This window comes from Mycolicibacterium sp. P4_G11, assembly GCF_056555145.1.
Genome location: NZ_JBFUJW010000003.1, coordinates 613028 through 638808 on the forward strand (window position 1 = coordinate 613028; position 25781 = coordinate 638808).

A 25781-nucleotide genomic window follows, 5' to 3' on the forward strand; every position below is an offset into this window, starting at 1 on the left:
TGGAAAATGGATCGTTTCACCGATCGTCGCGTCATCGTGACGGGGGCCGGGTCCGGCATCGGCGCGGCCACCACCGCACGGCTGCTCGATGAGGGCGCCACCGTTGTCGCCTACGACATCGCCGCCGACGGACTGGCGGCCACTGCTGTCGCCGCGGAAAACGCCGGCACCGCCAAGCGCCTGACCACCGCGACACTCGACATCTCGGACGAGGATGCAGTCATCGCTGCCGTCGACGGTGCGGTGGCCGACTTGGGTGGCCTCGACGTACTCGTCAACGTCGCGGCGATCCAGACCTGTTCGCACACCCACGAGACCACGTTGGCGGACTGGAACCGCACGCTCGCCGTCAATCTCACCGGTACCTTCCTGATGACACGTCAGGCGCTTCCGGCGCTGCTGGAGTCGGGCCGAGGCGTGGTGGTGAACTTCACCTCCACCGCGGCGACATTCGCTCACCCTTACATGGCGGCCTACGCCGCCAGTAAGGGCGCGGTCCTGAGCTTCACCCACTCACTGGCTCTGGAGTACTCGAAGCAGGGCCTGCGTGCGGTGAACATCCAGCCAGGCGGTGTCTCTACCGCGTTGGCCAACACCACACTCGAGAAGATGCCCGAAGGCTACGACTTGGGGCTGTGGGCCAAGCAGACGCCGCTACTCCACGGCCGCGACAACCCGATCCTCGGCGATCCGAGTGCCGTGGCTGCGGTGATCGCCATGGTTGCCTCCGATGACGGCGCATTCATCACCGGCACCGAAATCCGGGTCGACGGCGGCGCGCTAGTCCGTATCGACCCGACGGGCACCAATCAAGTTCTCGGTTCAGTGCCCGGCAAAGCCCCCACAACCATGCTCATACCGGTACGCAGCACCGAACGCAGGCGACCGAAGTCGCCGTGCTCGACCCACTGCACATAGGCATGCCGACACGCCTGGATGATCAACTGCGCCGGTAACTCCCGCGTCATCGGATCATCGTCCAGACCGATCCGGGTGTCGAGAAACTCGGTGATCGGCCCGACAAGTTCTTGACCCCAGTCCAGCCAGCGCAACCGATACTGGGGTGCACCGACCACCAGCGCCATGAACGTGCGGTCGAACTCGACCTGTCCGCGTTTGGGCACCTCGGTGCTGAATGCCTCCACGAGGATGTCGACGACATCGCCGTCTCGCGGAGCGGCGGCCAAGACCTCGACGCTGAGCGTGCCGAACTGACGGAACAGCGGCATGACGACGTCTTCTTTGACCGGAAAATGCCGATGAAATGTCCGCGGCGCGATACCTACGGCCTGGCAGATGCGCTCCACCGTCGCCGACGTCGATCCGTCCGCGAGGAAAATGTCACGCGCGGCAATGGCGATATCCAATCGGAGCTCTTCGGCACGGCGCTCCGTCAACGTCGCCGGCCGGCCTTCAGCCCGCACGTGTGCCCCTCTCCCGCGCTTGGCGCTTCATCGTGTTTCCTTCGTCGACAACATGATTGGCATCCCGATGACAGGGAAACCTGCAGTGATCCACGTCTCTCGAATACTACAGTCAGATGTGTCAGATTCTGCCATGTTTACTGAATCTGACAGCGGGATGCCGCCGCGTCGCCGGCCGCGAAACAGTTGGCCGCTGCCCGTCCCGTGCCTATTGATGCTCATGCAGCACAGCCCACCGAGGAGGAACCATGACCGCCGAAACCGAGGAAACCACCACGGAGACCGAGGAATTGAACTACGACGACTACACGCACGACTTCATGGGCAAGGTCGGCAACATCCAGGACTTCTCCCGCGACTTTCTGGTCGGTCTGGCACGCGTGTTCGAGGATGTTCTGAACTTCATGCCGTATGCGCACGTGAAGATCTATTCCGAGAAGGTTGGTATCAACGCCGCGATGGACGTGACCGCCCAGGTCTCGCGGGCCGGGATGCGCCAGGTCATGCCCATGGGACGTTTCATTGCTCCTCCCGGTTGGGATTGGAAAGACGCGCAATACCAGGTGATCCCGTTCGACGTACAGTCTGAAGACCTCACGAAGCCTGCTCTGATCCGGCTGATCAAGACCTACTGGGATCAGTACCTCAAGGGGCACAACTACCTCATCGACCAATGGACGAAGATCATCCCCGAAGAAGAGGTATGGCTGGGGCTGCCCGACATGTACCAGCTCATCATCGACTACCAGTACCCGAAGCTGGCGAAGGTCCTCAAGATCGACCCGGTGCATGTGGTGGACTTCCTGAAACTGGCGGTGTTGAGCATCGATGGCACGCTGGGCTACGGCGGCGAGTACATCGTCTACAACCCGGATCACGTCGTGCTCAACATGCGTCGCTGCGAAGTGCTGCAGAAGTACACAGACGAGGGTCTCTATCCGCCGGCGCGCGCCTGGATGAACTGCACGTTCGAGCAACGTATCTCGGCACCGTTCTTCCCCGGCTGCAAGCTGGCCATCAACCTGCCGCCCAAGGACTTCAAATTCGCCCAAGGTGAACCGTTCTGCGTGTGGACCTACACCCGAGGCGAAGAGAACCACGCGGCCGCGGCGGCTGCGCCGGACCCACGGGCCACCGCGATGGAACGGCTCCCACTGATGGACGTAACGGTGTCCAGCTAGAAACCGTTGGGCTGCGCCGTGACTCACGGCGCAGCCCATTTCATCAGTCCGAGCAAACGCCGTCGACTACCGGAAGCGTTCCCGCACGCACCGCGTCGTCGATCGCTCCATTGAGCGCTGAGCATGCCAGGAACAGGCTGCGATCTGCATACGGTGCCAATTGTGTTACCGTGCAGCGCTCTTCACAACGTCCGAGGGCCGTGCCGGTCCACTGCACACTGGTCTGACTCCAGCTGCTCTTGCGGACCCGCACGGCAGCTCCGCACCGCAGGCAATCCACCGGCACCATCGGCATGTCGTCGAGGCGGTTGTCGTACCGGACCGACATCGTCACCTCATCGAATCGGACATCGCGGCGCGCGCAGCCACATTGGCCTCGACCTCTTTCATCCAGGCTTCCCGGGGCCGCGTCGTATCCAGCTCGAATTCGAACCGGTCGACCATGTCCGGCGCGACATCTGCGACGTCGACGTAGAACTGCTCGTACCAACGCCTCAGCTGGTACACCGGTCCGTCTTCTTCAACCAGCAGTGGGTTGTCGATACGGGTCTTGCTGCGCCAGATCTCGACGTCCTGCTCGAAGCCCATCTTGACGAAATCGCCCAGGGCGACAGCAGTCTCGACGGCGAGCTCGTCGGGCATCGACGGATTCTTCTCCACGACGATGCCGTACTGCAGCGCGAAGGAATTCTCGTCGATCGGATAGTGGCAGTTGATCAACACGGTCCGCTGGTCGAAATCCTCGTAATGGTAGGTCAGCTCATCGACCATGAATGACGGCCCGTGATACGCGGCCAGGGAGGTTGTCCCGAGGATCGTCACGCCCTCCTCGGGGTCGCTGAGATCGGGCCGCCCAGCGCTCTTCATGTACTGCGTCGCGACGTGACCTTCAAAGATGTTCTTGAAGTGTGTGGGCATCGAGCCGTGAATGTAGAAGAAGTGCGCCATGTCGACGACGTTGTCGATGATCTCGCGACAGTTGGTGTGCACCACCGTGGTGTACCAGTGCCAGTCGGTCCAGCTGTCGCTGGTGGCGCCCTCGATGCGAGGGATGGTCACGTCCTGTGGCGGCTCTTTGTGCTCGGGGTCGTTCCAGACGAACAGCATGCCGTCCTGTTGCAATGTGGGCCACGCTGCGGTGCGGGCCAGCCGCGGGGTGCGCTTCGCGTAGGGAACCAGCTTGCACCGGCCGTCCCCGCCCCAGCGCCAATCGTGGAAGGGGCACGCGATCTCGTTTCCCTTGACGGTGCCCTGGGACAGGTCGCCACCCATGTGCCGGCAATATCCGTCCAGGACGCTGATGGTGCCGTCCTCGCCGCTGAACACCACCAGCTTCTGTCCGAAAGCGTTGATCTGGTGCGGCTTTCCGTCGGCAAAATCACGGATGAGGCCCAGGCAGTGCCAGCCTCTGGCAAACCTGGTCGGCACCGAGCCAGCTTCGATCAACCGGACGTCGTCGGTTTCGGATTGGGCTGTCATCGTTTCGGTCCGTCCTTCAATCGGTGAAATCGCCATGGTGACAACATCATTGAACTGCGCCAGCCGTGTGCAGCGAGATCGGCGTTCCCGCTGACAGGAATTTCCCGGCGAGAAATGTGTCTGTGCAGCTTTAATGTCGTTGACCGTGACCGACTCGACGCACACCACGATCCCCGCTGGTCTGGCCATCGCCGACACCGAAGTCGACCTTCTCGTCGTGGGGTCCGGCACCGGCCTCGCCGCCGCACTGGCCGCACGTGAACAGGGCTTGTCGGTACTCGTGATCGAAAAGTCCTCCTACGTGGGTGGTTCAACGGCCCGTTCCGGCGGCGCCCTGTGGTTGCCCGCGAGTCCCGTCATCGAAGAGTGCGGCGGCGTCGATACCGCGCAGCGGGCGACCACCTATCTCGATGCGGTCGTTGGTGACTCAGCCCCACAGGACCGTTCGACCGCTTATCTACGTCACCTGCCGGCGACGGTCGACATGCTGCGCCGAACCACGCCGATGAAGCTGTTCTGGGCCAAGGACTACTCCGACTACCACCCTGAGGCACCGGGAGGTTCAGCCGCCGGCCGCACCTGCGAATGCCGTCCGCTGAACACCGCGATTCTCGGTGAGTACCTGGCGGACCTGCGCCCCGGGGTGATGGAAGTCAGCATTCCGATGCCGACGACCGGCTCGGACTACCGCTGGTTGAACCTGATGAGCAGGGTTCCACGCAAAGGGTTAACGACAGTCATCAAGCGACTCGCTCAAGGAGTCGGAGGGCTGGCGCTGGGACGACGCTATGCCGCCGGCGGCCAGGCCTTGGCCGCCGGCCTGTTCGCAGGGGCGATTCGCGCCGGTGTTCCCATCTGGCTTGACACTTCGTTGACTGGCCTCGTCACTGACGACCATGGCCAGGTCACCGGCGCCAACGTCACACATTCCGATGCCGCATTCACGATCACCGCCCGACGCGGCGTCGTGCTTGCCGCGGGCGGATTCGACCACGACATGGACATGCGGTGGAAGTTCCAGGCTGAATCCCTCGGGCCCAATCTCAGCTTGGGTGCACGATCCAACACTGGCGACGCCATCCGGGTTGGCCAAGACATCGGCGCCGGTATCGCATTGATGGATCAGTCGTGGTGGTTTCCCGCAGTGGCGCCGCTGCCGGGAGCGGCTCCCGCGGTCATGCTGGCGGAGCGTTCGTTGCCTGGATCGTTCATCGTCGATCAAAGCGGTCGTCGTTTCGCCAATGAATCGGCGGACTACATGAGCTTCGGTCAGCGGGTGCTGGAACTACAAGCTGCCAGCAACCCCGTCGAGGCAATGTGGATCGTGTTCGACCAGCAGTACCGCAACAGCTACGTCTTCGCCGCGGAACTGTTCCCCCGCATGCCGATCCCCCAAAGCTGGTATGACGCCGGAATCGCTTTTCGAACAGAGAATTTCACCGATCTCGCTGCGCAAATCAACGTTCCGGCAGGCAACTTCCGCACGACGGCCGAGCGGTTCAACGAGAACGCGTTCGCAGGCGAAGACCCCGACTTTGGCCGAGGCCGCAGCGCCTATGACCGCTACTACGGCGACCCCACGGTCACGCCGAGCCCCAACCTACGTCCATTGCTGAAGGGTCCGTTCTACGCCGTCAAAATGGTGCTGAGCGATCTAGGTACCTGCGGAGGGTTGATCGCCGACGATCATGCGCGTGTCCTACGCGAGAACGGCACCGTTATCGATGGCCTGTATGCGATAGGGAACACCGCTGCCAACGCATTCGGCCGCACATACCCAGGCGCGGGCGCGACCATCGCGCAAGGTCTGGTCTACGGCCATATTGCCGCTCAGCACGCCGCGCATAAGAGACTGGTCCCGCCGGCGCGGTGAGACAGCCGCGACTCAGTCACCTGCCTCTTCGGCAGCAACCCTGCGTTCGATCTCGTACCAATAGGTGAGATCGGGCCATGCGATGGCACTGCCCTGGCTCGCGCTCGGCAGGCTTGCCTCCGCCTCTTCCAGATCCTTGATCAGGTTCAGGGCAAGCTCCCGCTCAGACGTGTAGTAACGGTCGGCCCAAATCAAAGCAAGTTTGGCGTACGCCCACGTTGGATCAGCGCCAGCCCACTTCGCTTCCTTGGCGGCTTCACGTTGCATCTCGTCGATCTGCGCAATGTGTTCCTGCAGAAGCTGTTTAAGCGCGGCCGGATCACTCAGATGGCCCAGCATGACCCGCAGAATCGCTGGATGCTTCAACGTCGGAAGCTCGATCGGCGCCTCTTTGGCCCACCGGGAGACCGCGGCCAACCCTTGATCGGTGATCTTGTAGAGCCGGCGGTAACGCGCCCCCGTACCCTCCACTCGCGAACTCAGCAGCCCAAGCTTCTCCAGCTTCTTCAGCTCAGCGTAAATCTGGCTATACGCGGGGCTGCCGAAAAAGAAGCGCATGCTCCAGTGAATCCACTTGCGGATGTCATAACCCGACAGCTCCCGCTCGTACGACAGCATCCCCAGCAACGCCCAATTGATGGCGGGCAGCGAGGGCATATCTGAAGACTCGGGTTCTCCCACACCCTTAGGTTAACAATCGGGCCAGCCGAGACTCCGCACCTCGACCGCTAACCGGGATTTTGCATTGCTCGACGATGACACGCCGGCTGACAGTGGTCCGAGACCAGACGCGGGACGGAGGAAAGCAATGAGACTCGGCGAAGCCATGGTGAGACCCACGAATCGCCCACCACGACTCCAGGAGATGGTGTACATGCTCCGCCATGCCGGTACCGGAATGGCGGTCGTTACAGGCCACGACGGTCACCATCCCATTGGCTTCCTCACTGGGCCGCCGGAAGCTCACGGCCGCAAGGTGTTACTCCGCCCCCCTCGGTTGCAGACCACCTTGTCTACGTGTCCCGCGCGGCTGGATCCGGCGAGCTAGCCAGATGACCGAGAAGAATGCCCATGTGCAAGAAGCGCTCTATCAGTCCCTCACCGATTCGGTCCGCCGGCTGGTCGATTTCACTATTCGCAGCCAATGCGACGCTGTGACCATCGGGTCGGCTCAGGCCAAAATCGATGCCGCGGCAGATGAACTCAGCCGCGTACTCACACCCGGGTCATTTGGTGTTCAGCACGAGATCAGCGGGGCGTCGCTCGCTTGGGGCAATGCGGTTATTGGATTACGCAATGCCCTCGCTCCCCCATTGGATGTACATCATGACGACGACGGAACAGTCTGGGCCGAAACCACATTGGGCGCCGCTTACGAAGGTCCAGCCGGCCACGTTCATGGAGGAATCTGCGCCTTGCTCCTTGACCACGTCCTAGGCGCAACGGCCCATAAGCCAGGCCAACCTGCGGTCACCGGAACACTGACGATCCGGTACGAGAAGGGCACCGCACTCGGACCCGTCCGGATAGCAGCTCGTATCGACCGCATTGAAAGGATGAAAACCTTTGCAGTTGGACACATCGCAACAATCGATGGCATCACAGTCCAGGCCGAAGGGGTGTTCATCACTCCTCAGATCGGTTGCGGCGCTTCCACCTTGAGCAAGCATTGAGAGCAAACCGTCGGATCTTCATCGCGACAGTCGCGATGCAATCCGAGGTTGTCGACCCATAATTGGCTCCTTGGAGTGATGGACACGGCTGTGCTACAAACCGGCGTTCGGGACAAGGTAAGAGGCGTGAGGCCTATACCGACGCTTCGTGCGGATAGGGTCAGACGGTGAGCGGATACACCCACATCGTCACCTGCGACGGTGGCGTCCTGGTGTCGGAAATCGCCGCGGGACGGGATATTTCGACGTTCTCCAACCCGCTGCACAACTTCAACGGCGACGACCAGTGGAGCCTCGGCCTAGCCTCTATCCCGTCGGGTAAGACGTACAGCGAGATGCTGAAGACGGGCGAGCTGCCGACTCGGTACATCCAGGCCGCGGGCGTCCCGAACACGATGACTCTGGAGATCCGTAAGCCTGGGGGTCAGCAGTGGGGAGTCGACTGGGTCAGGTACACAGTCGGTCACCCGCGCAGTGGCACGGAGCCGCTGGACCTCCCGATCCAGCTGGCGCACGGCGTGAAGGTGATCAGCCGGTCGCAGGTTTTCGGTGCCGACGAAGCCGCCGAGCTGTTCTTCAGCTACTACGAGACCGGGGACATCCCCGGCAGGTACGAGCTGCAGCCGATCGAGGGATACCGGGGCGATGGCACCACGGTCGAGCTCAGCCACACGAGAGTCCGGTAGAAGAACAGCGAACTCCGGGTCGTTCTTGCCGGCGCATTTGTGCAACGACGCCACAGCGGCACATACAGCCGCAACGTTGACGGGAAAGAAAACAGGCCAGGCCCTGTAGGGCCTGGCCTGCTTTATTCCGGTGGAGCTGCCGGGAATTGAACCCGGGTCCTACGGCATTCCCTCAAGACTTCTCCGTGCGCAGTTCGCTATGCCTCTACTTGGATCTCCCGGTCACGCGAACAAGCCGAGATGACGATCCCAGTCGCTGTTTGATGTCCCCACAGGTTCCGCGACCGAACCCGTGGGTGGTTCCCTCTAGTCGATGCCAGGGTCCGGGCCGAGGGCGTTCCCGGTCTGACAGACACGCGGTCGCTACTTAGGCAGCGAGGGCGTAGTCGCGCTGATTGGAATCGGCGCTTAATTGGTTTACAACGACGCTTACGGTGGTCAGTTGCCTGCACCGGCACGCTTCTCTTGATTCGATGCGCGAAGTCGAAACCGTTCAGCCCCTCGCACCCCCGCCGACTTTCGGTAGGACACTCCATCATACCGGCCGCGCCGACAACTTCCACCGAGTATCCGGCTCCAGCGTCCGACCAGGTCAGATGACGTAGCCGAGGTTCTCGACGATCCGCTTCCCGACCTCGGCGTCGCCCTCGAACTCGATGACGACCGGCCGCACGGCACCTAGGGGGCGTCCACCGCACAGTCGCGTGAACTGCCAGCCGTCCATCCGGATGACCGTGCTCGGCTCAGCTCCCCCGAAGTCGGGCACGACCGCGGCGCGACCGTCGACCGCGACCCGAATCGTGCGGGCCATGGGGCCCGTCAGCTCGATCGCGACGCGCGATCCGTCCGGCGCTCCCCCGCGCTTGGCGACGACGAACCCCATCATCGTCTCGATCTCGTCGAGCGACAGCCGCGCTTCCGGCTTCTGCAACGCCGCGTCGGACGCCGGTCGTGCGACGGACTCGCGGATGTCCTGCTCGTGCATCCACGAATCGAACGTGCGGATCCGGATGAACCGGCCCACGCTGTCCTGGCCGGCCGGCGTCATCGTCGGGGTGTTCCACTCCTCGTCCGACATCGCGGTCAGCGTCGCCCGCCGATCGCCGGTGACGGCACGGAACCTTTCCAGCAGCTCGGCACTCGAGAGTGCGCCGAACGACCGGACCCAGCATTCGTTCATCGCGCCGATGGGGTTGTGCACGTGGTCCAGTTCCGAGACGTCGATGTCGGCATCGGGCACCGGCTCGCCCTTGAGCATCAGCTCGGTACCGATGACGTGCGCGACGACATCCCGGACGTGCCAGCCGGGCAGCTCGGTCTGCGTGGTCAGCAGTTCTGCTTCGGAGATGGTCGACAACAGCTGGTCCAGGTCGTCCCACACCCCGAACAGGGCGGGCAGAACATCGGACTTTTCCAGGACAGTGACGGGGCGCGATGGACTACTCACCGGCTGACCGTACGACGGCAGACCCCTCCGCACCGGGAAATCCGCGATGCGTCCCAATTTTGTCATGCAACGATGGCCCCATGGGGGACGACCGGGCGGAAGCGCAACGCCTACGGGACATCACCGTGATCCGCAAGGTGCGGGACCGGATCGACCGGGAGTACGCCAAGCCGCTGAATGTCGAAGACCTAGCCCGCGGCGCGCACATGTCCGCCGGACACCTGAGCCGGGAATTCCGGCGCATCTACGGCGAATCGCCCTACTCGTACCTGATGACGCGACGCATCGAACGGGCCATGACGCTGCTCCGTCGCGGCGATCTCAGCGTCACGGATGTCTGCTTCGCCGTTGGATTTTCATCACTGGGCACGTTCAGCACCCGATTCACCGAACTGGTCGGGGTGGCGCCCAGCGTGTACCGCCGCGACCACTCGCAGGCGGCCGACGGCATTCCCGCCTGCCTGGCAAGACAGGTCACCAGACCGGTCAGGAATCAAGAAGCACCACCGCACTGACCCCCATTACCGTGACGGGCATGGACATATCCATTCACTACGCATTCCTGCCCCACACCGACGCCGAGGCCGCGCTGACGTTCTACCGCGACGCGCTCGGCTTCGAAGTTCGCAAAGACGTTGGCTACCAAGACATGCGGTGGATCACCGTCGGCCCGCCCGGACAGCCGGGCACGTCGATCGTGCTGCACCCGCCGGGCGCCGACCCCGGCATCACCGACGACGAGCGTCGCACCATCCTGGAGTTGATCGCCAAGGGCTCCTATGGCGCCGTCACCTTGGCCACCGATGATCTGGACGCGCTGTTCGCGCGTCTGGAGGCTGCCGGCGCCGACGTCCTGCAGGAACCCACCGACCAGGATTACGGCGTGCGTGACTGCGCCTTTCGCGATCCGTCCGGCAACCTGATCAGGATCAACCAGCTCTAGTTCAACCAGCTATCCGGCGGCGATCATCGCGACCGAACCCAAAGCCAGTGCCATGCCGACGGCCTGCCAGGCCCGAACCCGCTCTTTGAGCACCACCATGGCCAGCGCGACGGTCGCCGCCGGATAGAGCGAGATCAGCACGCTCGCCAACGACAGCATGGAAGCCTGCAGCGCCAGCAGCATCCCCACGTTCGCGATGACGTCGAGCGCCGCCGCGATCAGGGCGAGCTTCAGTGGAAGTCCGCGTGGCAGAGCGAAATTGCGGGTCGCCAACGCGGCGACCATCACCACCGCGGTGGCTGCGAAGCGGGCGAATACCAAAGGCCAGAGCTTCGCCTCGTGCGGCACCTGATGGATCACGGCGAAGCTGAGCCCGAAGGTCAATCCGGAGCCGACGGTCAGCCAGGCGACCTTGGCGGTGAACCGGTGTGGTGTCTCGTCCTCATCGGTGGCCTGGGCACTGACCAATGCCACCGCGACCAACGCCAGCGCGATCCCGGCGATCGCCAGCCCGCTGGGCCGCTCCCCCATGGCGACGCCGACGACGATCGGCCCCGCCGACACCAGGATCGCGGTCAGCGGCGACACGACCGATATCGGTCCAGAGCCCAACGCGGCGTAGAACCACCAGATCCCGAACGCCTGCAGAACGCCGCACAACACGCCCCAGAGCACCGCATTCGACGAAACCTGGCCGCCGACAACGCACGCCATCAGCGTCAGCAGCACGCCGGCGATGGGGTATGACACCAGCACGACCCGCAGAGCGGCGACACGTCGTGAGGCGATGCCGCCGACGAAATCGCTGATGCCGTAGCCCAGCGCGGACAGCAGCGCCAGCAGAACCCCGGTCAGATCTTGCCCTTGAAACGTCGACCCATCTCGCGGGTGATCTCCCGCTGCGCATCGCGCTTGGCGAGGTCCTGACGCTTGTCGTGTGCTTCTTTACCGCGGGCCAATGCCAACTCGACCTTGACCCGACCATCGGAGAAGTACAGCTTGAGCGGCACCAGCGTGAAGTTGCCGTCCCGCAGCTTGCCGACCAGCATGTCGATCTGCTTGCGGTGCAGCAACAGCTTTCGGTTGCGCCGCGGGGCGTGGTTGGTCCAGGTGCCGTGGTGGTATTCGGCGATGTGCAGGTTGCGCAGCCACACCTCGCCGTCGTCCACGGTGGCGAACGCATCGGCCAGCGACGCCAGACCCTCGCGCAGGCTCTTCACCTCGGTACCGACCAGCGCGATACCCGCCTCGTAGGTATCGATGATCGAATAGTTGTGTCGCGCTTTCCGGTTGGTTGCGACGACCGAGTTGTTGCCCGACTTGTCCTTGTCGGCGTCTTTCTTCTTGGCCATCATCATCGCCGGATATACGCGCGCAGCGTGGCGTAGGCCGTGACCCCGGACATGGTCAGGCCCAATGCCAACATGATTGGCGCGCAATAGAAGAGAACGTCGGCGTAGTCGACCTTGGCGATCAGGCCGGCTTGATAGAACTGGTTGAGCACGTCCTCGAGGAACATCGCCCGCACCACGATCAAGCCGATGACAGCGCCGACCACACCGATGGTGGCGGCCAGCATCGCCTCGACCAGGAACGGCAGCTGGGTGTACCAGCGGGTGGCACCGACCAGTCGCATGATGCCGATCTCGGTACGCCGGGTGTAGGCCGCGACCTGAACCATGTTGGCGATCAACAGGACTGCGGCGACGGCCTGCACCAGCGCCACCGCGAACGCCGCGTTGCTGATGCCGCCGAGGATGCCGAACAGCCGGTCGACCAGTTCCTTCTGGTCTGTCACCTGGCGCACGCCGGGACGTCCACGCAGCGCGTCCTCGAATCCCTTGTGCTGCTCGGGATTGTCGAGCTTGACGACGAACGACGCCGGGAACGCCTTCTTGCTGGCGTAATCCTTGAACGCCGGAATGCGCCGGACGGCATCGTCGTAGGCCTGGTCCCGGTTCATGTAGCGCACCGACTTGACGTCCTTGCGGTCGTCGATCAGCTTGCGCAGCGACTTGCACGGGTCGGCGTCGCAATTGGGGTCGTTGGACGAGACGTCGTCGGTCAGGAAGACCTGGCTCTCCACGCGGTCCAGATAGATCTGCTTGGACTGGTCGGCCAGCCGGACGATCAGCAGACCACCGCCGAACAGGCCGATGGAGATGGCGGTCGTCAGGATCATGGCGACCGTCATGGTGACGTTGCGACGAAATCCGGTCAGGACTTCATTGACAAGAAAGCCGAAGCGCACTTAGCGATCCATTCCGTAGACGCCGCTCTGCTCATCGCGGATGAGGCGGCCGAGTTCGAGTTCGATGACGCGCTGACGCATCGAGTCGACGATGTGATGGTCGTGGGTGGCCATCACGACCGTCGTGCCGGTGCGGTTGATCCGCTCCAGCAGGTCCATGATGTCGTTGCTCGTCTCGGGGTCCAAGTTGCCGGTGGGTTCGTCTGCCAGCAGCACCAGCGGCCGGTTGACGAAAGCCCGGGCGATCGCGACCCGCTGCTGTTCGCCACCGGACAGCTCGCCGGGCAGCCGGTTGGCCTTGCCCGACAACCCCACCATCTCCAGCACATCGGGCACGATGCGGTTGATGGTGTCCGGGCGCTTGCCGATCACCTCCAGCGCGAAGGCCACGTTCTCGAACGCCGTCTTCTGCTGCAGCAGCCGGAAGTCCTGGAACACGCAGCCGAGCACCTGGCGCAGGCTCGGGATCTGGCGACCGTGCAGCTTGTTGACATGGAACTTCGAGACGCGGATGTCACCCGAGGTCGGGACCTCGGCGCCGAGCAGCAGCCGCATGAACGTCGACTTGCCGGAACCGGACGGACCGATGAGGAAGACGAACTCACCCTTGTCAATCTTGAGCGACACGTTGTCCAGGGCTGGGCGTGCCGAAGACTTGTAGTTCTTGCTCACGTGGTCGAGGGTGATCATCACGGCACGCCAGTGTAGTCGGACGCTGACGAGTGACGGGTGAGGCTGATGCTGCTAGCTCGGCGCCGGGGCCGCGCCGGGCGAAACGGTGGTCGTCGTGACCGGACCGTCGGGCGGCGCAGCGGCCGGCAGCGGGCCAGGCGGCGGCGAGGGCGCCGGAGCCGGCGTTGGCGCCGGGGCCAGGCCGGGCAGCACCGGCAGCGTGACCGGCGGCAGGATCCCCGGCGCCGGGGTGATGACCGTCGTGGTGGGCGGCGCCGTCGTGCTGGACGTGGTCGAGGTGGTCGAGGTCGTTGTCGTCGTATCAGTCGTCTCGGTGGTCTCCGTCGGCGTCGGCCGGTACGTCGACTTCGGGCGAGTGTTCACATCGGTGCGCGGCACCCAGGTGTACTCGGGGTTGGGCACGAAGCCCGGCGGCACGACCGCGGGCGGTGGTGCCGGCGGTGGTGGCGGCGGCGCGTAGGTCTGGTGCACCCAGTACGCCACGAAGAACGCCACGATCAGGCCGAGAGTCGACGTCCGGATCCGGCCCAGGATGTACTCGGGCCACGCTCGCGAGTCGCTGTGCTTGGCAGTCAGACGAGACAGCGCATTCATCAGTGCTCGTCCCCCGGCCCCTGGGTCTTGTCCTCGGCACCGGCGACAGTGGCCGGGTGCACCATGGCCTCCACTTCGGGCTCGCTGTCGTGCGGGCTCTCGATGCCGGCCCGGCCCAGCGCGGAGACAACCATCACCCGCAGCCGCCGGCCGACCTCGAACTGCTTGCCGGGCAGCGTCCGGGCCACCATCCGCAGGTTCACGGTGTCCAGCTCGATACTCTCCACGCCCATCAGCTGGGGCTTGTCGAGGAGCAGGGTGCGTAATTGGTGGTCCGCCATCGCGCGTTCGCAGACCCGGCCCAGTACCTCGTTGACCTTGCCCAGGTCCGCGGTCGTCGGCACCGGAATGTCCACGACCGCACGTGCCCAGTCCTTGGAGAGGTTGACGGTCTTGGCGATCTGCCCGTTCGGGATCGTGTACACCTCGCCGTCGCTGGAACGCAGCTTGGTGACGCGCAACGTGACGTCTTCGACCGTGCCCTCGGCGGGCGTGTTGATGCCGCTGACGGTGAGGGACACGAGGTCACCGAAGCCGTACTGCTTCTCGGTGATGATGAAGAACCCGGCCAGCAGGTCCTGCACGATGCGCTGCGCGCCGAAGCCCAGCGCCGCGCCCAGCACGGCGGCGGGCGCGACCAGCGAACCGATGGGTATCCCGAGGATTTCGATGACGTCGACCAGCACGATCACCGAAACCAGAGCAATCGACACCCACGAGATCACCGAAGCGACGGCTTGCCGGTGCTTGGTGGTCTCCGACCGGACCAGCGCGTCGCTCTCCTGAAAACGCTCGTCGATGCGGGCAGTGATCCGGTGCGTCAGCCAGCCGACGAACCGTGCGATCAGCATCGCCGCGATCACGAGCATGACGATCCGCAGCCCGCGGGTGATGATCCACGCGCCGATCGAGCCCCGCCAGAAGTCGTGCCACTGTTGGGCCCACCAACCGAATGACTCCGGTTGGCTCGCGGCGATCAGAGCGAAATTAGTCATCGTCTTTTCGGTTGCGCCAGCGGATTCCGGCCTCCAGGAAGCCGTCGATGTCACCGTCGAGCACCGAGGCCGGGTTGCCGACCTCGAACTCGGTGCGCAGGTCCTTCACCATCTGATAGGGGTGCAGCACGTACGAGCGCATCTGGTTGCCCCAGGAGCTGCCGCCGTCGCCCTTGAGGGCGTCCATCTCGGCCCGCTCTTCCTGGCGCTTGCGTTCCAGCAGCTTGGCGCTGAGCACGCGCATCGCGGAAACCTTGTTCTGCAGCTGCGATTTCTCGTTCTGACAGGTCACGACGATGCCCGTCGGGATGTGTGTCAGCCGGACCGCGGAGTCGGTGGTGTTCACGGACTGACCACCCGGACCGCTGGACCGGTAGACGTCGACCCGGATGTCACCTTCGGGGATGTCGATGGAGTCGGCGGTCTCGACGACCGGCAGCACCTCGACGTCGGCGAACGACGTCTGGCGCCGGCTCTGGTTGTCGAACGGGCTGATCCGCACGAGCCGGTGGGTGCCCTGTTCGACCGACAACGTGCCGTACGCGAACGGCGTGTGCACCGCGAAGGTCGCGCTCTTGATGCCCGCCTCCTCTGCGTACGACGTGTCGAAGACCTCGACCGGATACCCGTGCTTCTCAGCCCAGCGGATGTACATGCGCATCAGCATCTCGGCCCAGTCGGCAGCGTCCACACCACCGGCGCCGGAGCGGATGGTCACGACCGCTTCCCGCTCGTCGTATTCCCCCGACAGCAGCGTTCGAACCTCGAGCGCCTCGATGTCCTCGCGCAGCTTGGCCAGTTCGGCGTCGGCGTCGGCCACGGCATCGGTCTTGGCGGCGCCCTCTTCCTCCTCGGCCAGCTCGTAGAGCACGGGCAGATCCTCGATCCGTCCGCGCAACTCCTCGACGCGGCGCAGCTCACCCTGTGCGTGCGACAGGCTGCTGGTCACCTTCTGCGCGTTGGCCTGGTCATCCCACAACTTGGGATCCGAGGCTTCGTCCTCGAGTTTGGCGATCCGCGCGCGCAGACCCTCGACGTCGAGCACCCGCTCCACAGTGGTCAGGGTGCTGTCGAGGGCGGCAATGTCGGCTTGGCGATCGAGGTCCACAAAGCATGAGGGTACCGACCAGTGAGACGGACTTACGCATTGCAAGCCATGATCGATTAGACCGGTTTAGCATCGCCGTGTAACCCGCTCCGCGCGTCGCGACAGCCCCTTGCGCGCACTGAGCAGAACAAGAAGGCAAACCATACATATGCGCCCTTACCATGTGGCGGTTGTCGGATCCGGCCCGTCAGGGTTTTTCGCTGCCGCGTCACTGTTGAAATTCGCCGATGCCAAGGCCGCCACCGACGATCCGGTCGACGTCCAGATCGACATGATCGAGATGCTGCCCACCCCGTGGGGACTGGTCCGCTCCGGTGTGGCTCCGGATCATCCGAAGATCAAGACGGTCTCGGCGCAGTTCGACAAGGTCGCCGACGATGCCCGGTTCCGCTTCTTCGGCAACGTCACCGTGGGTGAGCATGTGCAGGCGGCCGAGCTGGCGCAGCGGTACGACGCGGTCATCTACGCCATCGGCGCACAATCCGACCGGCCGCTGGGCATCCCCGGCGAGGAGCTCGAAGGCAGCGTCGCTGCCGTCGACTTCGTCGGCTGGTACAACGCACATCCGCATTTCGCGACCATGAACCCCGACGTCACCCAGGACCGCGCCGTGGTGGTCGGCAACGGCAACGTGGCCCTGGACGTGGCCCGCATCCTGGTCAGCGATCCGGCCGAACTGGCCGCCACCGACATCGCCGATCACGCGTTGACGGCCCTGGGCGCACGCGGCGTTCGCGAGGTCGTGATCATCGGGCGGCGCGGCCCGCTGCAGGCGCCGTTCACGACGCTGGAACTGCGTGAGCTCGGCGACCTGGCCGCCATGGCCGACGTCGACGTCATCGTCGATCCCGCTGACGTCGACGGCATCACCGACGCGGATCTGGAAGCCGCGGGCAAGACCGTGCGGCAGAACATCAAGATTCTGCGCAACTACGCCGAACGTGGCGACCTCGGGCGCGAGCGGCGCATCGTCTTCAAGTTCCAGACGTCGCCGATCGAGATCAAGGGCTCCGAACGCGTCGAGTCAATTGTGTTGGGCCACAACGAATTGGTCGATGACGGTGGCCGGATCATCGCGAAGGACAGCGGTAACCGCGAGGAATTGCCGGCCCAGCTGGTGGTGCGCGCCGTGGGCTACCGGGGCGTGCCGACCGCGGGCCTGCCATTCGATGAGCGCGCCGCGATCATCCCGCACACCGAGGGCCGGGTCGAAGGCAGCCGCAACGAGTACGTCGTCGGCTGGATCAAGCGCGGACCGTCGGGGGTCATCGGCAGCAACAAGAAGGACTCGCAGGACACCGTCAACACCCTGATCGAGGACATCTGCGGCGCTGAGCTGGCCGATTTCGGAACCACCCACGCCGAGGACCTGGCCGCCTGGTTCCTGTCCCGGCAGCCCGCGTTGGTCACCAATGACCACTGGCGCCTGATCGACGCGCACGAACGGTCGGCCGGCGAGGGCCAGAACCGGCCGCGGGTGAAGTTGACAGAGGTCGCGGAGATGCTGCGGGTAGCGCACGGCTGAGCAGCCGTGCGCCCCGGCGCGACCCTTGGTGCCCGCTCAGTGGCTGGGCCGCAGGATGCCCTGCACCGCGAAAGTCGTGAGGCTGCCGCCCGAATTGAGCAGCGACGACGTGGCTGTCGATCCAGACAGGACGCCCGAGCTCAGGGAACCCACGCCGGCCTGAAGGCCGCCGGTGTTGATCGCGGCGATGCCGGCGAGTCCACCGATGTTGTGGGTGGCGAAGTGCTGCGTGAAGCCGAGCTCGCCGCCCACGGCGCTGCCCAGCCCGTCGAGCGGCCCGCCGTCAGCTGATGCGACGCCCGTCGACGCAAAGAGCAGCAATCCGCTTGCCGTCAGCCCCACCCCAATCATCGTGGTGGCCCTACCGGTCGACGAGATCTGAGACTTGGCCATGTACGTTCTTGTCCCCTTCTGCGGAAAGACTGTGTCCGACGGTCGAATCCGAGCTGCGCACACCATCCGGTCAGCAAGCTCGATGCGATAGCTGGCTATTCACACAGTGAATCTATTAGCACAGGGCAACACCGGAATTAGTCCATTCGATGGAATTTCCAGAGGATGCTGAGCAAACCACCAGGGCGGCGTATGCAGAAAGGTTCGGGCCGATCGACTACGCCTGCGGGGCGTGCGGCGCGAAGTTCCAGTTGTCGGGGTTCTTGGGCGAGTAGACGACGGGGACCAGTTGGCCCACCGAGGGCCAGTCGGCCACATCCATCGCGATCCGGCCGTAGACCTCGTGCTCGTTCACACTGGGGCCGTTGATGACTCCGGCGACGGTGACGAACTGCTCCCCCGTGGCATCGGGTCGCGGACTGACGCCGGTGATCAGCAGCGTCCCGCTCTCCCCGCTACGCGTACGTCGCAGCCACGGGGCAGCCAGCAGTACGAGCGCTCCGAGCAAGACAATGAGCACGACGAATTCCCACACGTACCCATGGTAGGACTGCACCCATGAGTACCACCGCAGACGACATCAACCTTGCCCTGAAATTGGCCGATCAGGCCGATGCCGTGACGTTGGACCGCTTCGGCGCACAGGACCTGCGCATCGAGACCAAACCGGATCTGACCCCGGTGACCGATGCCGACCAGTCCGTGGAACGGGTGCTGCGGGAGACGCTGTCGGCAGCTCGGCCGGACGACGCCTTGCTGGGCGAAGAGTACGGGGGCACAGCAGTTTTCGCGGGCCGGCAATGGGTGATCGACCCGATCGACGGCACCAAGAACTTCGTCCGCGGCGTCCCGGTGTGGGCCACCTTGATCGCCCTGCTGGAGGACGGCGTGCCCATCGTCGGGGTGGTCAGCGCCCCGGCGCTCGGACGGCGCTGGTGGGCCGGCACTGGCGAGGGCGCCTTCAGCTCATTCGCCGGCCGGACGCGCACCATCTCGGTATCGGGTGTCGACGCGCTGGACGCCGCGAGCCTGTCCTACTCGGATCTGACCACCGGCTGGGAAGACCGGCGCGACGCGTTCGTCGCACTGACCGACGCGGTGTGGCGGGTGCGGGCCTACGGCGACTTCTGGTCGTACTGCCTGCTGGCCGAAGGCGCGGTCGACATCGCCGTCGAACCGGAGGTCAAGCTGTGGGATCTGGCCGCCTTGGACGTCGTCGTGCGTGAAGCCGGCGGTTCGTTCACCAACCTGGCCGGCGCGTCCGGCCCGCACGGCGGCAGCGCGGTGGCGACCAATGGGTTGCTGCACGACAAGGTACTCGCCGCCCTCTCCTGATTTCACCCCGCCGAATGGCCGGTTCTCGCACGAAAATTCCCGCGAATTACGTGCGAGAACCGGCCATTCGGCGTTGAGCAAAGTGTGAACTTGATAACACGAGCGTCGTACCTTACTCCGGAGTAAGATACGGTCATAGCGCACTGCCCCAACGACGCGAGGCTGTCGAAATGACCAACACCCTTCCCCAGAACGGCACTTCGTCCGGTTCCTCCCAGCGCCCGGTGCGCAAGGGTCCGGAGAGCGCCATCGGCCTGCAACGGCACAAGCGGACAGCGACCGACATCGGTCTGGCGCTGATCACGCCTTTTGTCGGCCAGGAATTCCTGGACAAATACAACCTGCGCGAGCCGCTCAACCGCGGCGTGAAATACGGAGTCAAGACGGGCTTCTCCGCCGTCGGCGCCGCGAGCCGTACGTTCAAGCGCATTCCCGGACTGAACGGCGCCCCGACGCGCCTGAAGCCGGGCGGCTCGGACTACTTCGACCTGAATCCGGACGAAGACCAGCAAATGATCGTGGAGACGGTCCGCGAGTTCTCCGCGGAGATCCTGCGACCGGCCGCGCACGACGCCGACGCCGCGGCGGCCTACCCGGCCGACCTGATCGCCAAGGCCGCTGAACTCGGCATCACCGCGATCAACGTGCCCGAGGAGTTCGACGGCATCGCCGCCACCCAGAGCACCGTCACCACCGCTCTGGTCGCCGAGGCCCTGGCCTACGGCGACATGGGTCTGGCCCTGCCGATCCTGGCGCCCGGTGGCGTGGCGTCGGCCCTGACCCGCTGGGGCAGCGCCGGCCAGCAGGCCACCTACCTGCCGTCGTTCGCCGGCGAGAACGTGCCGCAGGCATGCGTCGCCATCGCCGAGCCGCACGCCCTGTTCGACCCGACCGCACTGCGGACCACCGCGGTCCGCACCCCCGGTGGCTACCGCCTCAACGGCGTCAAGTCGCTGGTCCCGGCCGCCGCCAACTCCGAGGTGTTCATCATCGGTGCGCAGCTCGACGGCAAGCCGGCCCTGTTCATCGTCGAGTCGGGCTCCGAGGGCCTGTCCGTCACGGCCGACCCGAGCATGGGCATCCGCGCCGCGGCCCTGGGCAAGGTCGAGCTGAACAACGTCGCGGTCCCGCTGGGCAACCGGCTCGGCGAGGACGCGGCCACCGACAACGACTACTCCGAAGCCATCGCACTGTCCCGATTGGGTTGGGCCGCACTGGCAGTCGGCACCTCGCACGCGGTGCTCGACTACGTGGTGCCCTACGTCAAGGAGCGTGAGGCGTTCGGTGAGCCCATCGCCAACCGCCAGTCGGTCGCGTTCATGTGCGCCAACATCGCCATCGAGCTCGACGGCCTGCGGCTGATCGTGTGGCGCGGTGCGTCGCGCGCCGAGCAGGGCATGTCGTTCCTGCGCGAGGGCGCCCTCGCCAAGCGGTTCGCCACCGACAAGGGCATGCAGATCGGCCTCGACGGCGTGCAGCTGCTCGGCGGCCACGGCTACACCAAGGAACACCCGGTCGAGCGCTGGTACCGCGATCTGCGGGCCATCGGCGTCGCCGAAGGTGTCGTCGTTCTGTAGCCCGACCCGGTAATCGCCCAAAACTTCCAAATATCCCGAAAGACCAATCATGGCAATCAATCTGGAAATACCCCGCAAGTTGCAGGCCGTCGTCGAGAAGGGCCACCAGGGCGCCGCGGAGATGCTCCGCCCGATCTCCCGCAAGTACGACCTGGCCGAGCACGCCTATCCGGCCGAGCTCGATACCCTGGCCAGCCTGTTCGAAGGCATCCAGGAGTCCAACGCCGTCTCCATCGCCGGCGCCGGATTCTCGGCCAGCGAATCCAAGAGCAAGCACGCAAACATCAACGGCGCCAACATGTCTGCGCTGCTGAACGCGCTCGAGGTCAGCTGGGGCGACGTCGCCCTGCTGCTGACCGTCCCCTACCAGGGCCTGGGCAACGCCGCGATCTCCGCGGTCGCCACCAAGGACCAGCTGGCCAAGTGGGGCAAGGTGTGGGCCGCCATGGCCATCACCGAGCCGAGCTTCGGTTCCGATTCGGCGGCAGTCTCGACCACCGCGGTGCTCGACGGCGACGAGTGGGTCATCAACGGCGAGAAGATCTTCGTCACCGCCGGTTCACGCGCCACCCACATCGTGGTGTGGGCGACGCTGGACCGCTCGCTCGGCCGCGCGGCCATCAAGTCGTTCTGCGTGCCGCGTGAGCACCCCGGCGTCATCGTCGAGCGCCTCGAGCACAAGCTCGGCATCAAGGCCTCCGACACCGCGGTCATCCGCTTCGACAACTGCCGCATCCCCAAGGACTACCTGCTCGGCGATCCGGACATCAAGGTGGACAAGGGTTTTGGCGGGGTCATGGAGACCTTCGACAACACCCGTCCGATGGTGGCCGCCATGGCCGTCGGTGTCGGCCGCGCCGCGCTGGAGGAGCTGCGGACGATCCTGACCGACGCCGGCATCGAGATCTCGTACGACAAGCCGGCCCATGCGCAGAGCGCCCCGGCAGCGGAATTCCTGCGGATGGAGTCCGACTGGGAGGCCGCCTACCTGCTGTCGCTGCGCGCTGCCTGGCAGGCCGACAACAAGATCCCGAACTCCAAGGAAGCGTCCATGAGCAAGGCCAAGGCCGGGCGCATGGGCACCGACGTCACCCTCAAGGCCGTCGAATTGGCCGGCACCACCGGCTATTCCGAGGAGCCGCTGCTCGAGAAGTGGGCCCGCGACTCGAAGATTCTCGACATCTTCGAAGGCACGCAGCAGATTCAGCAGCTCGTCGTGGCACGACGTCTGCTGGGCCTGTCCTCGGCACAGCTCAAGTGACCGGTGCTCCGGTGGCCCGGCACGCGCTGGGCTACCGGAGCGCGGTCGCCAGCGTCTGACCGAAAATGCCCAGCGCCCAATGACACTCACTGTCCCGGGCGCTGGGCTTTTCGCTGTCCGCTGCCAGTTCGTTGTTCCACCACTTCTTTCGGGTCCGGCAGGTGCGCGTCGACTGGGCTGGCGTGGACCGTCATGGCCCAATCATGCACCGTGACAAGCAAACAGGCCCCGGGATTTCTCCCGGGGCCTGTTTGCTGTTGAGGTTACGACGACGGGTTTGCGCCCAGCACGCGCTGCAGGTCAGGCTTCATGGCCTGCAGTTGCTGGCCCCAGTAGCCCCAGTCGTGGGTGCCGCTGTCCGGGAAGTTGAACACGCCGTTGTTGCCGCCCGCGGCCAGGTAGTTGTCCTGGAAGGTGCGGTTGGTGCGGATGGTCAGGCCCTCGAGGAACTTGGCCGGCACGTTGTCACCACCGAGCTCGCTCGGGTTGCCGTTACCGCAGTAGACCCACAGGCGGGTGTTGTTCGCGACGAGCCGCGGGATGTTGACCATCGGGTCGTTGCGCTGCCAGGCGTTGTCCGGGGAGCCCGTCGAGCCCCACATGTCGTCGGCCTTGTAGCCACCGGCGTCACCCATCGAGACGTTGATCAGGAAGGGCCACCAGCCCTCGGACGGGTTCAGGAAGCCCGACATCGAGCCCGCGTAGATGAACTGTTCGGGGTGCCAGATCGCCAGGGTCATGGACGACGAACCAGCCATCGAGAGGCCGACCGCGGCGCTGCCGGTGGGCTTGACCTCGCGGTTGGCCTGCAGCCACTGCGGCAGCTCCGAGGTCAGGAAGGTCTCCCACTTGTAGGTGGAGCAACCGGACTTGCCGCACGCCGGCTTGTACCAGTCCGCGTAGAAGCTGGACTGGCCGCCGACCGGCATGATGACCGACAGGCCGGAGTTGAGGTACCACTCGAAGGCGGCGGTGTTGATGTCCCAGCCGTTGTAGTCGTCCTGTGCACGGAGACCGTCGAGCAGGTACACCGCCGGGGACCCGGCGCCACCACTCTGGAACTGCACCTTGATGTCGCGGCCCATGGACGGCGACGGCACCTGTAGGTATTCGACCGGCAGGCCGGGGCGCGAGAACGCACTGGCGGTAGCTGTCTGGCCGGCAAGTCCGATGAGACCCGGGAGCAGGACGGCGGCCGAGACGGCGCCGGCGACCCTGCGCGCCAGACGGCCGCGAAGCTTGTCAACGAACATTCACAATCCCATTTCAGTATCAGGTACCGGGTATCGTGCCCACCCCACGCGATCAGTCGGCGTTGGTGGCACGGCCGCGATTTCTCGCGGCCGCGTGTGGCGGGCTCAGTCTGGTACGGGAACTGAACGCACCGAATGATTCAGTTGTCTGTGGGCAGTAAAACACGCGCCGGACACGCCGAGGAACCCCCGAATCCCGCTTGAGACCAGGTTGTTGCGTACTTCGTACCGTTCAGCTACCACCCTGACGCAGAGCTACGCGGCGTTCATCCCGCCGTAGGCTGCCGTTTGTGACCATCGATCGGAACGATGTCGACGACGTGCCGGACTCCCGAGCGGGCAGCCGGTTGGGTATCGATGACTGGCGCGCTGCCGGGTACGCAATCCTCGCAGAAGAGGGTTTGAAGGCCCTGAAGATCGACCGGTTGTGCGCTCGGCTGAAGGTCACCAAGGGCAGCTTCTACTGGCACTTCGCCAACATCGCCGCCTACCGGACGGCACTCATCCAGGGGTGGAGCGAGCTCCGCGACGCCGACCGCAGCCAGATCGAAGCGATCGGCTCCCTGGCACCACGGGACCGACTGATCCAGATGATGAACTCGCTGGTCAGCCCCAGGCATTGGACGCTGGAACGTGCGATGCGGGAATGGGCGCGCTCCGACCAGGCCGTCGCCGAGAGCGTCCGCGCCGCGGATCGGCGCATCCTGGCCGCGGTCCGGCGCGCGTTCGAGGACTACGGCTTCGACACCGACGAGGCGGAACTGCGAGCCGACGCCACCTTCGCCGTCGGCATCGGGTTCCTGCACCTTTCCGGGGACTCCCCGGACCCACGGCTGGCCGCCCGCAGCGAGCGGTTTCTCGACCTGATGCTCGCCACCTGACCTCCATACTAAAAGGTATGGTAGCGTCCGGCGCATGTTGAGTACGCAGGCCGGAATCACCGATGGATTCGTAACCGCACTCGGCGAACGCGCCGCCGAGGCCGAGAAACTCCGACGTCTCCCCGACGACACGGTGAGCGACCTGATCGCGTCCGGATTCACCGAACTCCTGGTGCCTGCCCGGTATGGCGGACAGCAGGCAGCGTTCCCCGACATCCTCGATCCGGTGCGCCGACTGGCCCACGGCTGCACCTCGAGCGCCTGGACCATCGGCTTCCTGACGCTGCACAACTGGATGCTGGCGCTGTTCGGCGAGCAGGCCCAGCAGGACGCATTCGACAGCAGGCCGTTCCTCGCGCCGGCACCGCTGGCCCCGACCGGGCGCGGGCTTCCGGTCGACGGTGGCATTCGACTGACCGGGCGCTGGTCCTGGGCCACCGGGGTGATGCACGGCAACTGGATCATCGTCGCCGCGCTGTGCGGGCCGGACGACGGCATCTACCCCGCTCTCGCCCTGCTGCCGATCAGCGACGTCACCGTCGACGACGTCTGGCACACCGACGGGATGCGGGCGACCGGATCCAACGATGCGCTGGCCACCGACGTGTTCGTGCCCGAGCACCGCCTGGTCAAGGTGACCGACATCTATGCCGGCACCGCCCCCGGCGCGGGCCTGCATGACAGCGCCACCTACCGCTGGCCGATGGTGCCGGCCCTGGCCCTGCTCGCGGCGATGCCCGCCCTGGGCAGCGCCGAGCGGGTCACCGAGATCTACGCGCAGCGGCTGGCCGAGCGGGTGCTGCCGTACGAGGGGGTGATGCAGAAGGACAAGCCGATCGCCCAGGCGCACTTGGCCGGAGCGCACGTGCGGTTGCGGTCGCTGCGCGGACTGCTCGCCGATACGGTCGGGGAAATCGAGGAGATCGTCGTCGCTGGTGACTCCGTCGAGAAGCCCGTCCGCGCGCAGGCTCGGCTGGCGGCCGCGCACATCGTCGCCGAATCAAGGGCGGTGATCGGCGATCTCCTGGGCGCCGGCGGGGCCAGCATCCACTTCCTGTCCAGCCCGATGCAGCGATTCAAGCGCGACGTCGACGTGCTGGCCGGGCACGTCGTGTTCGACTACGACACCAGCCGGGAGCTGGCCGGCGCACTCACACTCGGGATGAAGATCCCGCGGACGTCGATGATCTGACGGAGCTGAGGGTGTGA

At 65.0% G+C, this 25781-nt stretch carries 27 protein-coding genes, 1 other RNA gene and 1 pseudogene; 13 read left to right on the forward strand and 16 right to left on the reverse strand.

What is annotated here, in order from left to right:
- Positions 1-6 precede the first annotated feature (6 nt).
- Positions 7-780: pseudogene (locus AC1U2B_RS08945) on the forward strand (SDR family NAD(P)-dependent oxidoreductase); the annotation flags it as partial.
- A gap of 29 nt (positions 781-809) precedes the next feature.
- On the opposite strand, the gene AC1U2B_RS08950 reads toward AC1U2B_RS08945, so the two are convergent.
- On the reverse strand, positions 810-1424 hold the full coding sequence (locus AC1U2B_RS08950) for a TetR/AcrR family transcriptional regulator (RefSeq protein ID WP_480216510.1): 615 nt from the start codon (positions 1422-1424) through the stop codon (positions 810-812).
- Between the two features lie 248 nt (positions 1425-1672).
- Between AC1U2B_RS08950 and AC1U2B_RS08955 the strand changes: the two genes are divergently transcribed.
- The gene (locus tag AC1U2B_RS08955; RefSeq protein ID WP_480216511.1) at positions 1673-2605 is read left to right on the forward strand and encodes a hypothetical protein; all 933 of its coding nucleotides are present in this window, start codon (positions 1673-1675) and stop codon (positions 2603-2605) included.
- A 43-nt stretch (positions 2606-2648) separates the two neighbouring features.
- Here AC1U2B_RS08955 and AC1U2B_RS08960 read toward each other — a convergent pair whose 3' ends face one another.
- Entirely contained in the window at positions 2649-2933 is a 285-nt protein-coding gene (locus AC1U2B_RS08960) for a ferredoxin (RefSeq protein ID WP_480216512.1), read from the reverse strand.
- A gap of 2 nt (positions 2934-2935) precedes the next feature.
- A complete protein-coding gene (locus AC1U2B_RS08965) occupies positions 2936-4084 on the reverse strand; it encodes a 3-ketosteroid-9-alpha-monooxygenase, oxygenase component (RefSeq protein WP_480216513.1) in 1149 nt (382 codons plus the stop codon).
- A gap of 133 nt (positions 4085-4217) precedes the next feature.
- Between AC1U2B_RS08965 and AC1U2B_RS08970 the strand changes: the two genes are divergently transcribed.
- On the forward strand, positions 4218-5957 hold the full coding sequence (locus tag AC1U2B_RS08970) for a 3-ketosteroid-delta-1-dehydrogenase (RefSeq protein ID WP_480216514.1): 1740 nt from the start codon (positions 4218-4220) through the stop codon (positions 5955-5957).
- Between the two features lie 12 nt (positions 5958-5969).
- Here the strand turns inward: AC1U2B_RS08970 and AC1U2B_RS08975 are convergent, their stop codons facing one another.
- Positions 5970-6638: a helix-turn-helix transcriptional regulator gene (locus tag AC1U2B_RS08975; RefSeq protein ID WP_480216515.1), complete on the reverse strand. Its 669-nt coding sequence runs from the start codon at positions 6636-6638 to the stop codon at positions 5970-5972.
- 371 nt (positions 6639-7009) lie between these two features.
- Between AC1U2B_RS08975 and AC1U2B_RS08980 the strand changes: the two genes are divergently transcribed.
- Positions 7010-7630: a PaaI family thioesterase gene (locus AC1U2B_RS08980; RefSeq protein ID WP_480216516.1), complete on the forward strand. Its 621-nt coding sequence runs from the start codon at positions 7010-7012 to the stop codon at positions 7628-7630.
- 167 nt (positions 7631-7797) lie between these two features.
- Positions 7798-8316: a hypothetical protein gene (locus tag AC1U2B_RS08985; protein ID WP_480216517.1), complete on the forward strand. Its 519-nt coding sequence runs from the start codon at positions 7798-7800 to the stop codon at positions 8314-8316.
- A 128-nt stretch (positions 8317-8444) separates the two neighbouring features.
- Here the strand turns inward: AC1U2B_RS08985 and ssrA are convergent.
- Both ssrA and AC1U2B_RS08995 read right to left on the reverse strand, forming a co-directional pair.
- Positions 8445-8817: a transfer-messenger RNA gene (ssrA, locus tag AC1U2B_RS08990) on the reverse strand.
- A 91-nt stretch (positions 8818-8908) separates the two neighbouring features.
- Positions 8909-9763: a maleylpyruvate isomerase family mycothiol-dependent enzyme gene (locus tag AC1U2B_RS08995; RefSeq protein ID WP_480216518.1), complete on the reverse strand. Its 855-nt coding sequence runs from the start codon at positions 9761-9763 to the stop codon at positions 8909-8911.
- A gap of 80 nt (positions 9764-9843) precedes the next feature.
- Here AC1U2B_RS08995 and AC1U2B_RS09000 point away from each other — a divergent pair, with 80 nt between their 5' ends.
- Together AC1U2B_RS09000 and AC1U2B_RS09005 are read left to right on the forward strand one after the other, a co-directional pair.
- Complete coding sequence (locus AC1U2B_RS09000; protein ID WP_029119570.1) at positions 9844-10278, forward strand: helix-turn-helix transcriptional regulator; 435 nt, start codon at positions 9844-9846, stop codon at positions 10276-10278.
- Between the two features lie 20 nt (positions 10279-10298).
- Positions 10299-10706: a VOC family protein gene (locus AC1U2B_RS09005; protein ID WP_043395260.1), complete on the forward strand. Its 408-nt coding sequence runs from the start codon at positions 10299-10301 to the stop codon at positions 10704-10706.
- Between the two features lie 9 nt (positions 10707-10715).
- Here the strand turns inward: AC1U2B_RS09005 and AC1U2B_RS09010 are convergent, their stop codons facing one another.
- From AC1U2B_RS09010 to prfB, 7 genes are read right to left on the reverse strand one after another with little or no spacing between them, the layout of a single operon-like run.
- Complete coding sequence (locus AC1U2B_RS09010; protein WP_197063780.1) at positions 10716-11561, reverse strand: EamA family transporter; 846 nt, start codon at positions 11559-11561, stop codon at positions 10716-10718.
- Positions 11558-12058 carry an SsrA-binding protein SmpB gene (smpB, locus tag AC1U2B_RS09015; protein WP_480216613.1) on the reverse strand — a complete coding sequence of 167 codons (501 nt, stop codon included), beginning with the start codon at positions 12056-12058 and terminating at the stop codon, positions 11558-11560. The genes AC1U2B_RS09010 and smpB overlap by 4 nt, the downstream gene beginning before the upstream one ends.
- A gap of 2 nt (positions 12059-12060) precedes the next feature.
- Positions 12061-12957: a permease-like cell division protein FtsX gene (gene ftsX / locus AC1U2B_RS09020; RefSeq protein WP_043394725.1), complete on the reverse strand. Its 897-nt coding sequence runs from the start codon at positions 12955-12957 to the stop codon at positions 12061-12063.
- Positions 12958-13647 (reverse strand): cell division ATP-binding protein FtsE, encoded by a 690-nt coding sequence (ftsE, locus tag AC1U2B_RS09025; RefSeq protein WP_043394723.1) that lies wholly within the window; start codon positions 13645-13647, stop codon positions 12958-12960. It lies immediately after the preceding gene.
- A 54-nt stretch (positions 13648-13701) separates the two neighbouring features.
- A complete protein-coding gene (locus AC1U2B_RS09030; protein WP_480216519.1) occupies positions 13702-14244 on the reverse strand; it encodes an Rv3103c family proline-rich protein in 543 nt (180 codons plus the stop codon).
- Complete coding sequence (locus AC1U2B_RS09035) at positions 14244-15239, reverse strand: mechanosensitive ion channel family protein (protein WP_480216520.1); 996 nt, start codon at positions 15237-15239, stop codon at positions 14244-14246. The genes AC1U2B_RS09030 and AC1U2B_RS09035 overlap by 1 nt, the downstream gene beginning before the upstream one ends.
- Positions 15232-16347: a peptide chain release factor 2 gene (gene prfB / locus AC1U2B_RS09040; protein WP_480216521.1), complete on the reverse strand. Its 1116-nt coding sequence runs from the start codon at positions 16345-16347 to the stop codon at positions 15232-15234. The genes AC1U2B_RS09035 and prfB overlap by 8 nt, the downstream gene beginning before the upstream one ends.
- Positions 16348-16495: 148 nt before the next feature.
- On the opposite strand from prfB, the gene AC1U2B_RS09045 reads away from it, so the two are divergent.
- The gene (locus AC1U2B_RS09045) at positions 16496-17872 is read left to right on the forward strand and encodes an FAD-dependent oxidoreductase (RefSeq protein ID WP_480216522.1); all 1377 of its coding nucleotides are present in this window, start codon (positions 16496-16498) and stop codon (positions 17870-17872) included.
- Positions 17873-17908: 36 nt separating this feature from the next.
- On the opposite strand, the gene AC1U2B_RS09050 is transcribed toward AC1U2B_RS09045, so the two are convergent.
- Both AC1U2B_RS09050 and AC1U2B_RS09055 read right to left on the reverse strand, forming a co-directional pair.
- Positions 17909-18265, reverse strand: coding sequence for a hypothetical protein (locus AC1U2B_RS09050; protein ID WP_480216523.1), 357 nt, complete (start codon positions 18263-18265; stop codon positions 17909-17911).
- Positions 18266-18482: 217 nt separating this feature from the next.
- Entirely contained in the window at positions 18483-18779 is a 297-nt protein-coding gene (locus tag AC1U2B_RS09055; protein ID WP_377042159.1) for a hypothetical protein, read from the reverse strand.
- A gap of 44 nt (positions 18780-18823) precedes the next feature.
- Between AC1U2B_RS09055 and hisN the strand changes: the two genes are divergently transcribed.
- The 3 genes from hisN (at position 18824) to AC1U2B_RS09070 (ending at position 22438) form a co-directional block, all read left to right on the forward strand.
- Positions 18824-19600 carry a histidinol-phosphatase gene (hisN, locus tag AC1U2B_RS09060; RefSeq protein ID WP_043394712.1) on the forward strand — a complete coding sequence of 259 codons (777 nt, stop codon included), beginning with the start codon at positions 18824-18826 and terminating at the stop codon, positions 19598-19600.
- A gap of 170 nt (positions 19601-19770) precedes the next feature.
- Positions 19771-21177, forward strand: a complete 1407-nt coding sequence (locus tag AC1U2B_RS09065) for an acyl-CoA dehydrogenase family protein (protein ID WP_480216524.1) — start codon at positions 19771-19773, stop codon at positions 21175-21177.
- Positions 21178-21226: 49 nt separating this feature from the next.
- Positions 21227-22438: an acyl-CoA dehydrogenase family protein gene (locus AC1U2B_RS09070; RefSeq protein WP_480216525.1), complete on the forward strand. Its 1212-nt coding sequence runs from the start codon at positions 21227-21229 to the stop codon at positions 22436-22438.
- A gap of 263 nt (positions 22439-22701) precedes the next feature.
- Here the strand turns inward: AC1U2B_RS09070 and AC1U2B_RS09075 are convergent, their stop codons facing one another.
- The gene (locus AC1U2B_RS09075; protein WP_480216526.1) at positions 22702-23691 is read right to left on the reverse strand and encodes an esterase family protein; all 990 of its coding nucleotides are present in this window, start codon (positions 23689-23691) and stop codon (positions 22702-22704) included.
- Positions 23692-23981: 290 nt separating this feature from the next.
- On the opposite strand from AC1U2B_RS09075, the gene AC1U2B_RS09080 reads away from it, so the two are divergent.
- The gene (locus tag AC1U2B_RS09080) at positions 23982-24572 is read left to right on the forward strand and encodes a TetR/AcrR family transcriptional regulator (RefSeq protein WP_480216527.1); all 591 of its coding nucleotides are present in this window, start codon (positions 23982-23984) and stop codon (positions 24570-24572) included.
- Positions 24573-24606: 34 nt separating this feature from the next.
- Positions 24607-25764 carry an acyl-CoA dehydrogenase family protein gene (locus AC1U2B_RS09085; RefSeq protein WP_480216528.1) on the forward strand — a complete coding sequence of 386 codons (1158 nt, stop codon included), beginning with the start codon at positions 24607-24609 and terminating at the stop codon, positions 25762-25764.
- The last annotated feature ends 17 nt before the right edge of the window (positions 25765-25781 follow it).

Excerpts from the sequence above, each read along its gene's own strand:
- AC1U2B_RS08970 (WP_480216514.1), top strand. The coding sequence starts at position 4,218 with ATGTCGTTGACCGTGACCGACTCGACGCACACCACGATCCCCGCTGGT.
- ftsE (WP_043394723.1), bottom strand. The coding sequence starts at position 13,647 with ATGATCACCCTCGACCACGTGAGCAAGAACTACAAGTCTTCGGCACGC.
- AC1U2B_RS08965 (WP_480216513.1), bottom strand. The coding sequence starts at position 4,084 with ATGACAGCCCAATCCGAAACCGACGACGTCCGGTTGATCGAAGCTGGC.
- AC1U2B_RS08980 (WP_480216516.1), top strand. The coding sequence starts at position 7,010 with ATGACCGAGAAGAATGCCCATGTGCAAGAAGCGCTCTATCAGTCCCTC.
- AC1U2B_RS08960 (WP_480216512.1), bottom strand. The coding sequence starts at position 2,933 with ATGTCGGTCCGGTACGACAACCGCCTCGACGACATGCCGATGGTGCCG.
- AC1U2B_RS09070 (WP_480216525.1), top strand. The coding sequence starts at position 21,227 with ATGGCAATCAATCTGGAAATACCCCGCAAGTTGCAGGCCGTCGTCGAG.
- smpB (WP_480216613.1), bottom strand. The coding sequence starts at position 12,058 with ATGGCCAAGAAGAAAGACGCCGACAAGGACAAGTCGGGCAACAACTCG.
- AC1U2B_RS09035 (WP_480216520.1), bottom strand. The coding sequence starts at position 15,239 with ATGACTAATTTCGCTCTGATCGCCGCGAGCCAACCGGAGTCATTCGGT.
- AC1U2B_RS09000 (WP_029119570.1), top strand. The coding sequence starts at position 9,844 with ATGGGGGACGACCGGGCGGAAGCGCAACGCCTACGGGACATCACCGTG.
- AC1U2B_RS09030 (WP_480216519.1), bottom strand. The coding sequence starts at position 14,244 with ATGAATGCGCTGTCTCGTCTGACTGCCAAGCACAGCGACTCGCGAGCG.
- AC1U2B_RS09075 (WP_480216526.1), bottom strand. The coding sequence starts at position 23,691 with ATGTTCGTTGACAAGCTTCGCGGCCGTCTGGCGCGCAGGGTCGCCGGC.
- hisN (WP_043394712.1), top strand. The coding sequence starts at position 18,824 with ATGAGTACCACCGCAGACGACATCAACCTTGCCCTGAAATTGGCCGAT.
- AC1U2B_RS09065 (WP_480216524.1), top strand. The coding sequence starts at position 19,771 with ATGACCAACACCCTTCCCCAGAACGGCACTTCGTCCGGTTCCTCCCAG.
- AC1U2B_RS09085 (WP_480216528.1), top strand. The coding sequence starts at position 24,607 with ATGTTGAGTACGCAGGCCGGAATCACCGATGGATTCGTAACCGCACTC.
- AC1U2B_RS09005 (WP_043395260.1), top strand. The coding sequence starts at position 10,299 with ATGGACATATCCATTCACTACGCATTCCTGCCCCACACCGACGCCGAG.
- AC1U2B_RS08955 (WP_480216511.1), top strand. The coding sequence starts at position 1,673 with ATGACCGCCGAAACCGAGGAAACCACCACGGAGACCGAGGAATTGAAC.
- AC1U2B_RS09050 (WP_480216523.1), bottom strand. The coding sequence starts at position 18,265 with ATGGCCAAGTCTCAGATCTCGTCGACCGGTAGGGCCACCACGATGATT.
- AC1U2B_RS09045 (WP_480216522.1), top strand. The coding sequence starts at position 16,496 with ATGCGCCCTTACCATGTGGCGGTTGTCGGATCCGGCCCGTCAGGGTTT.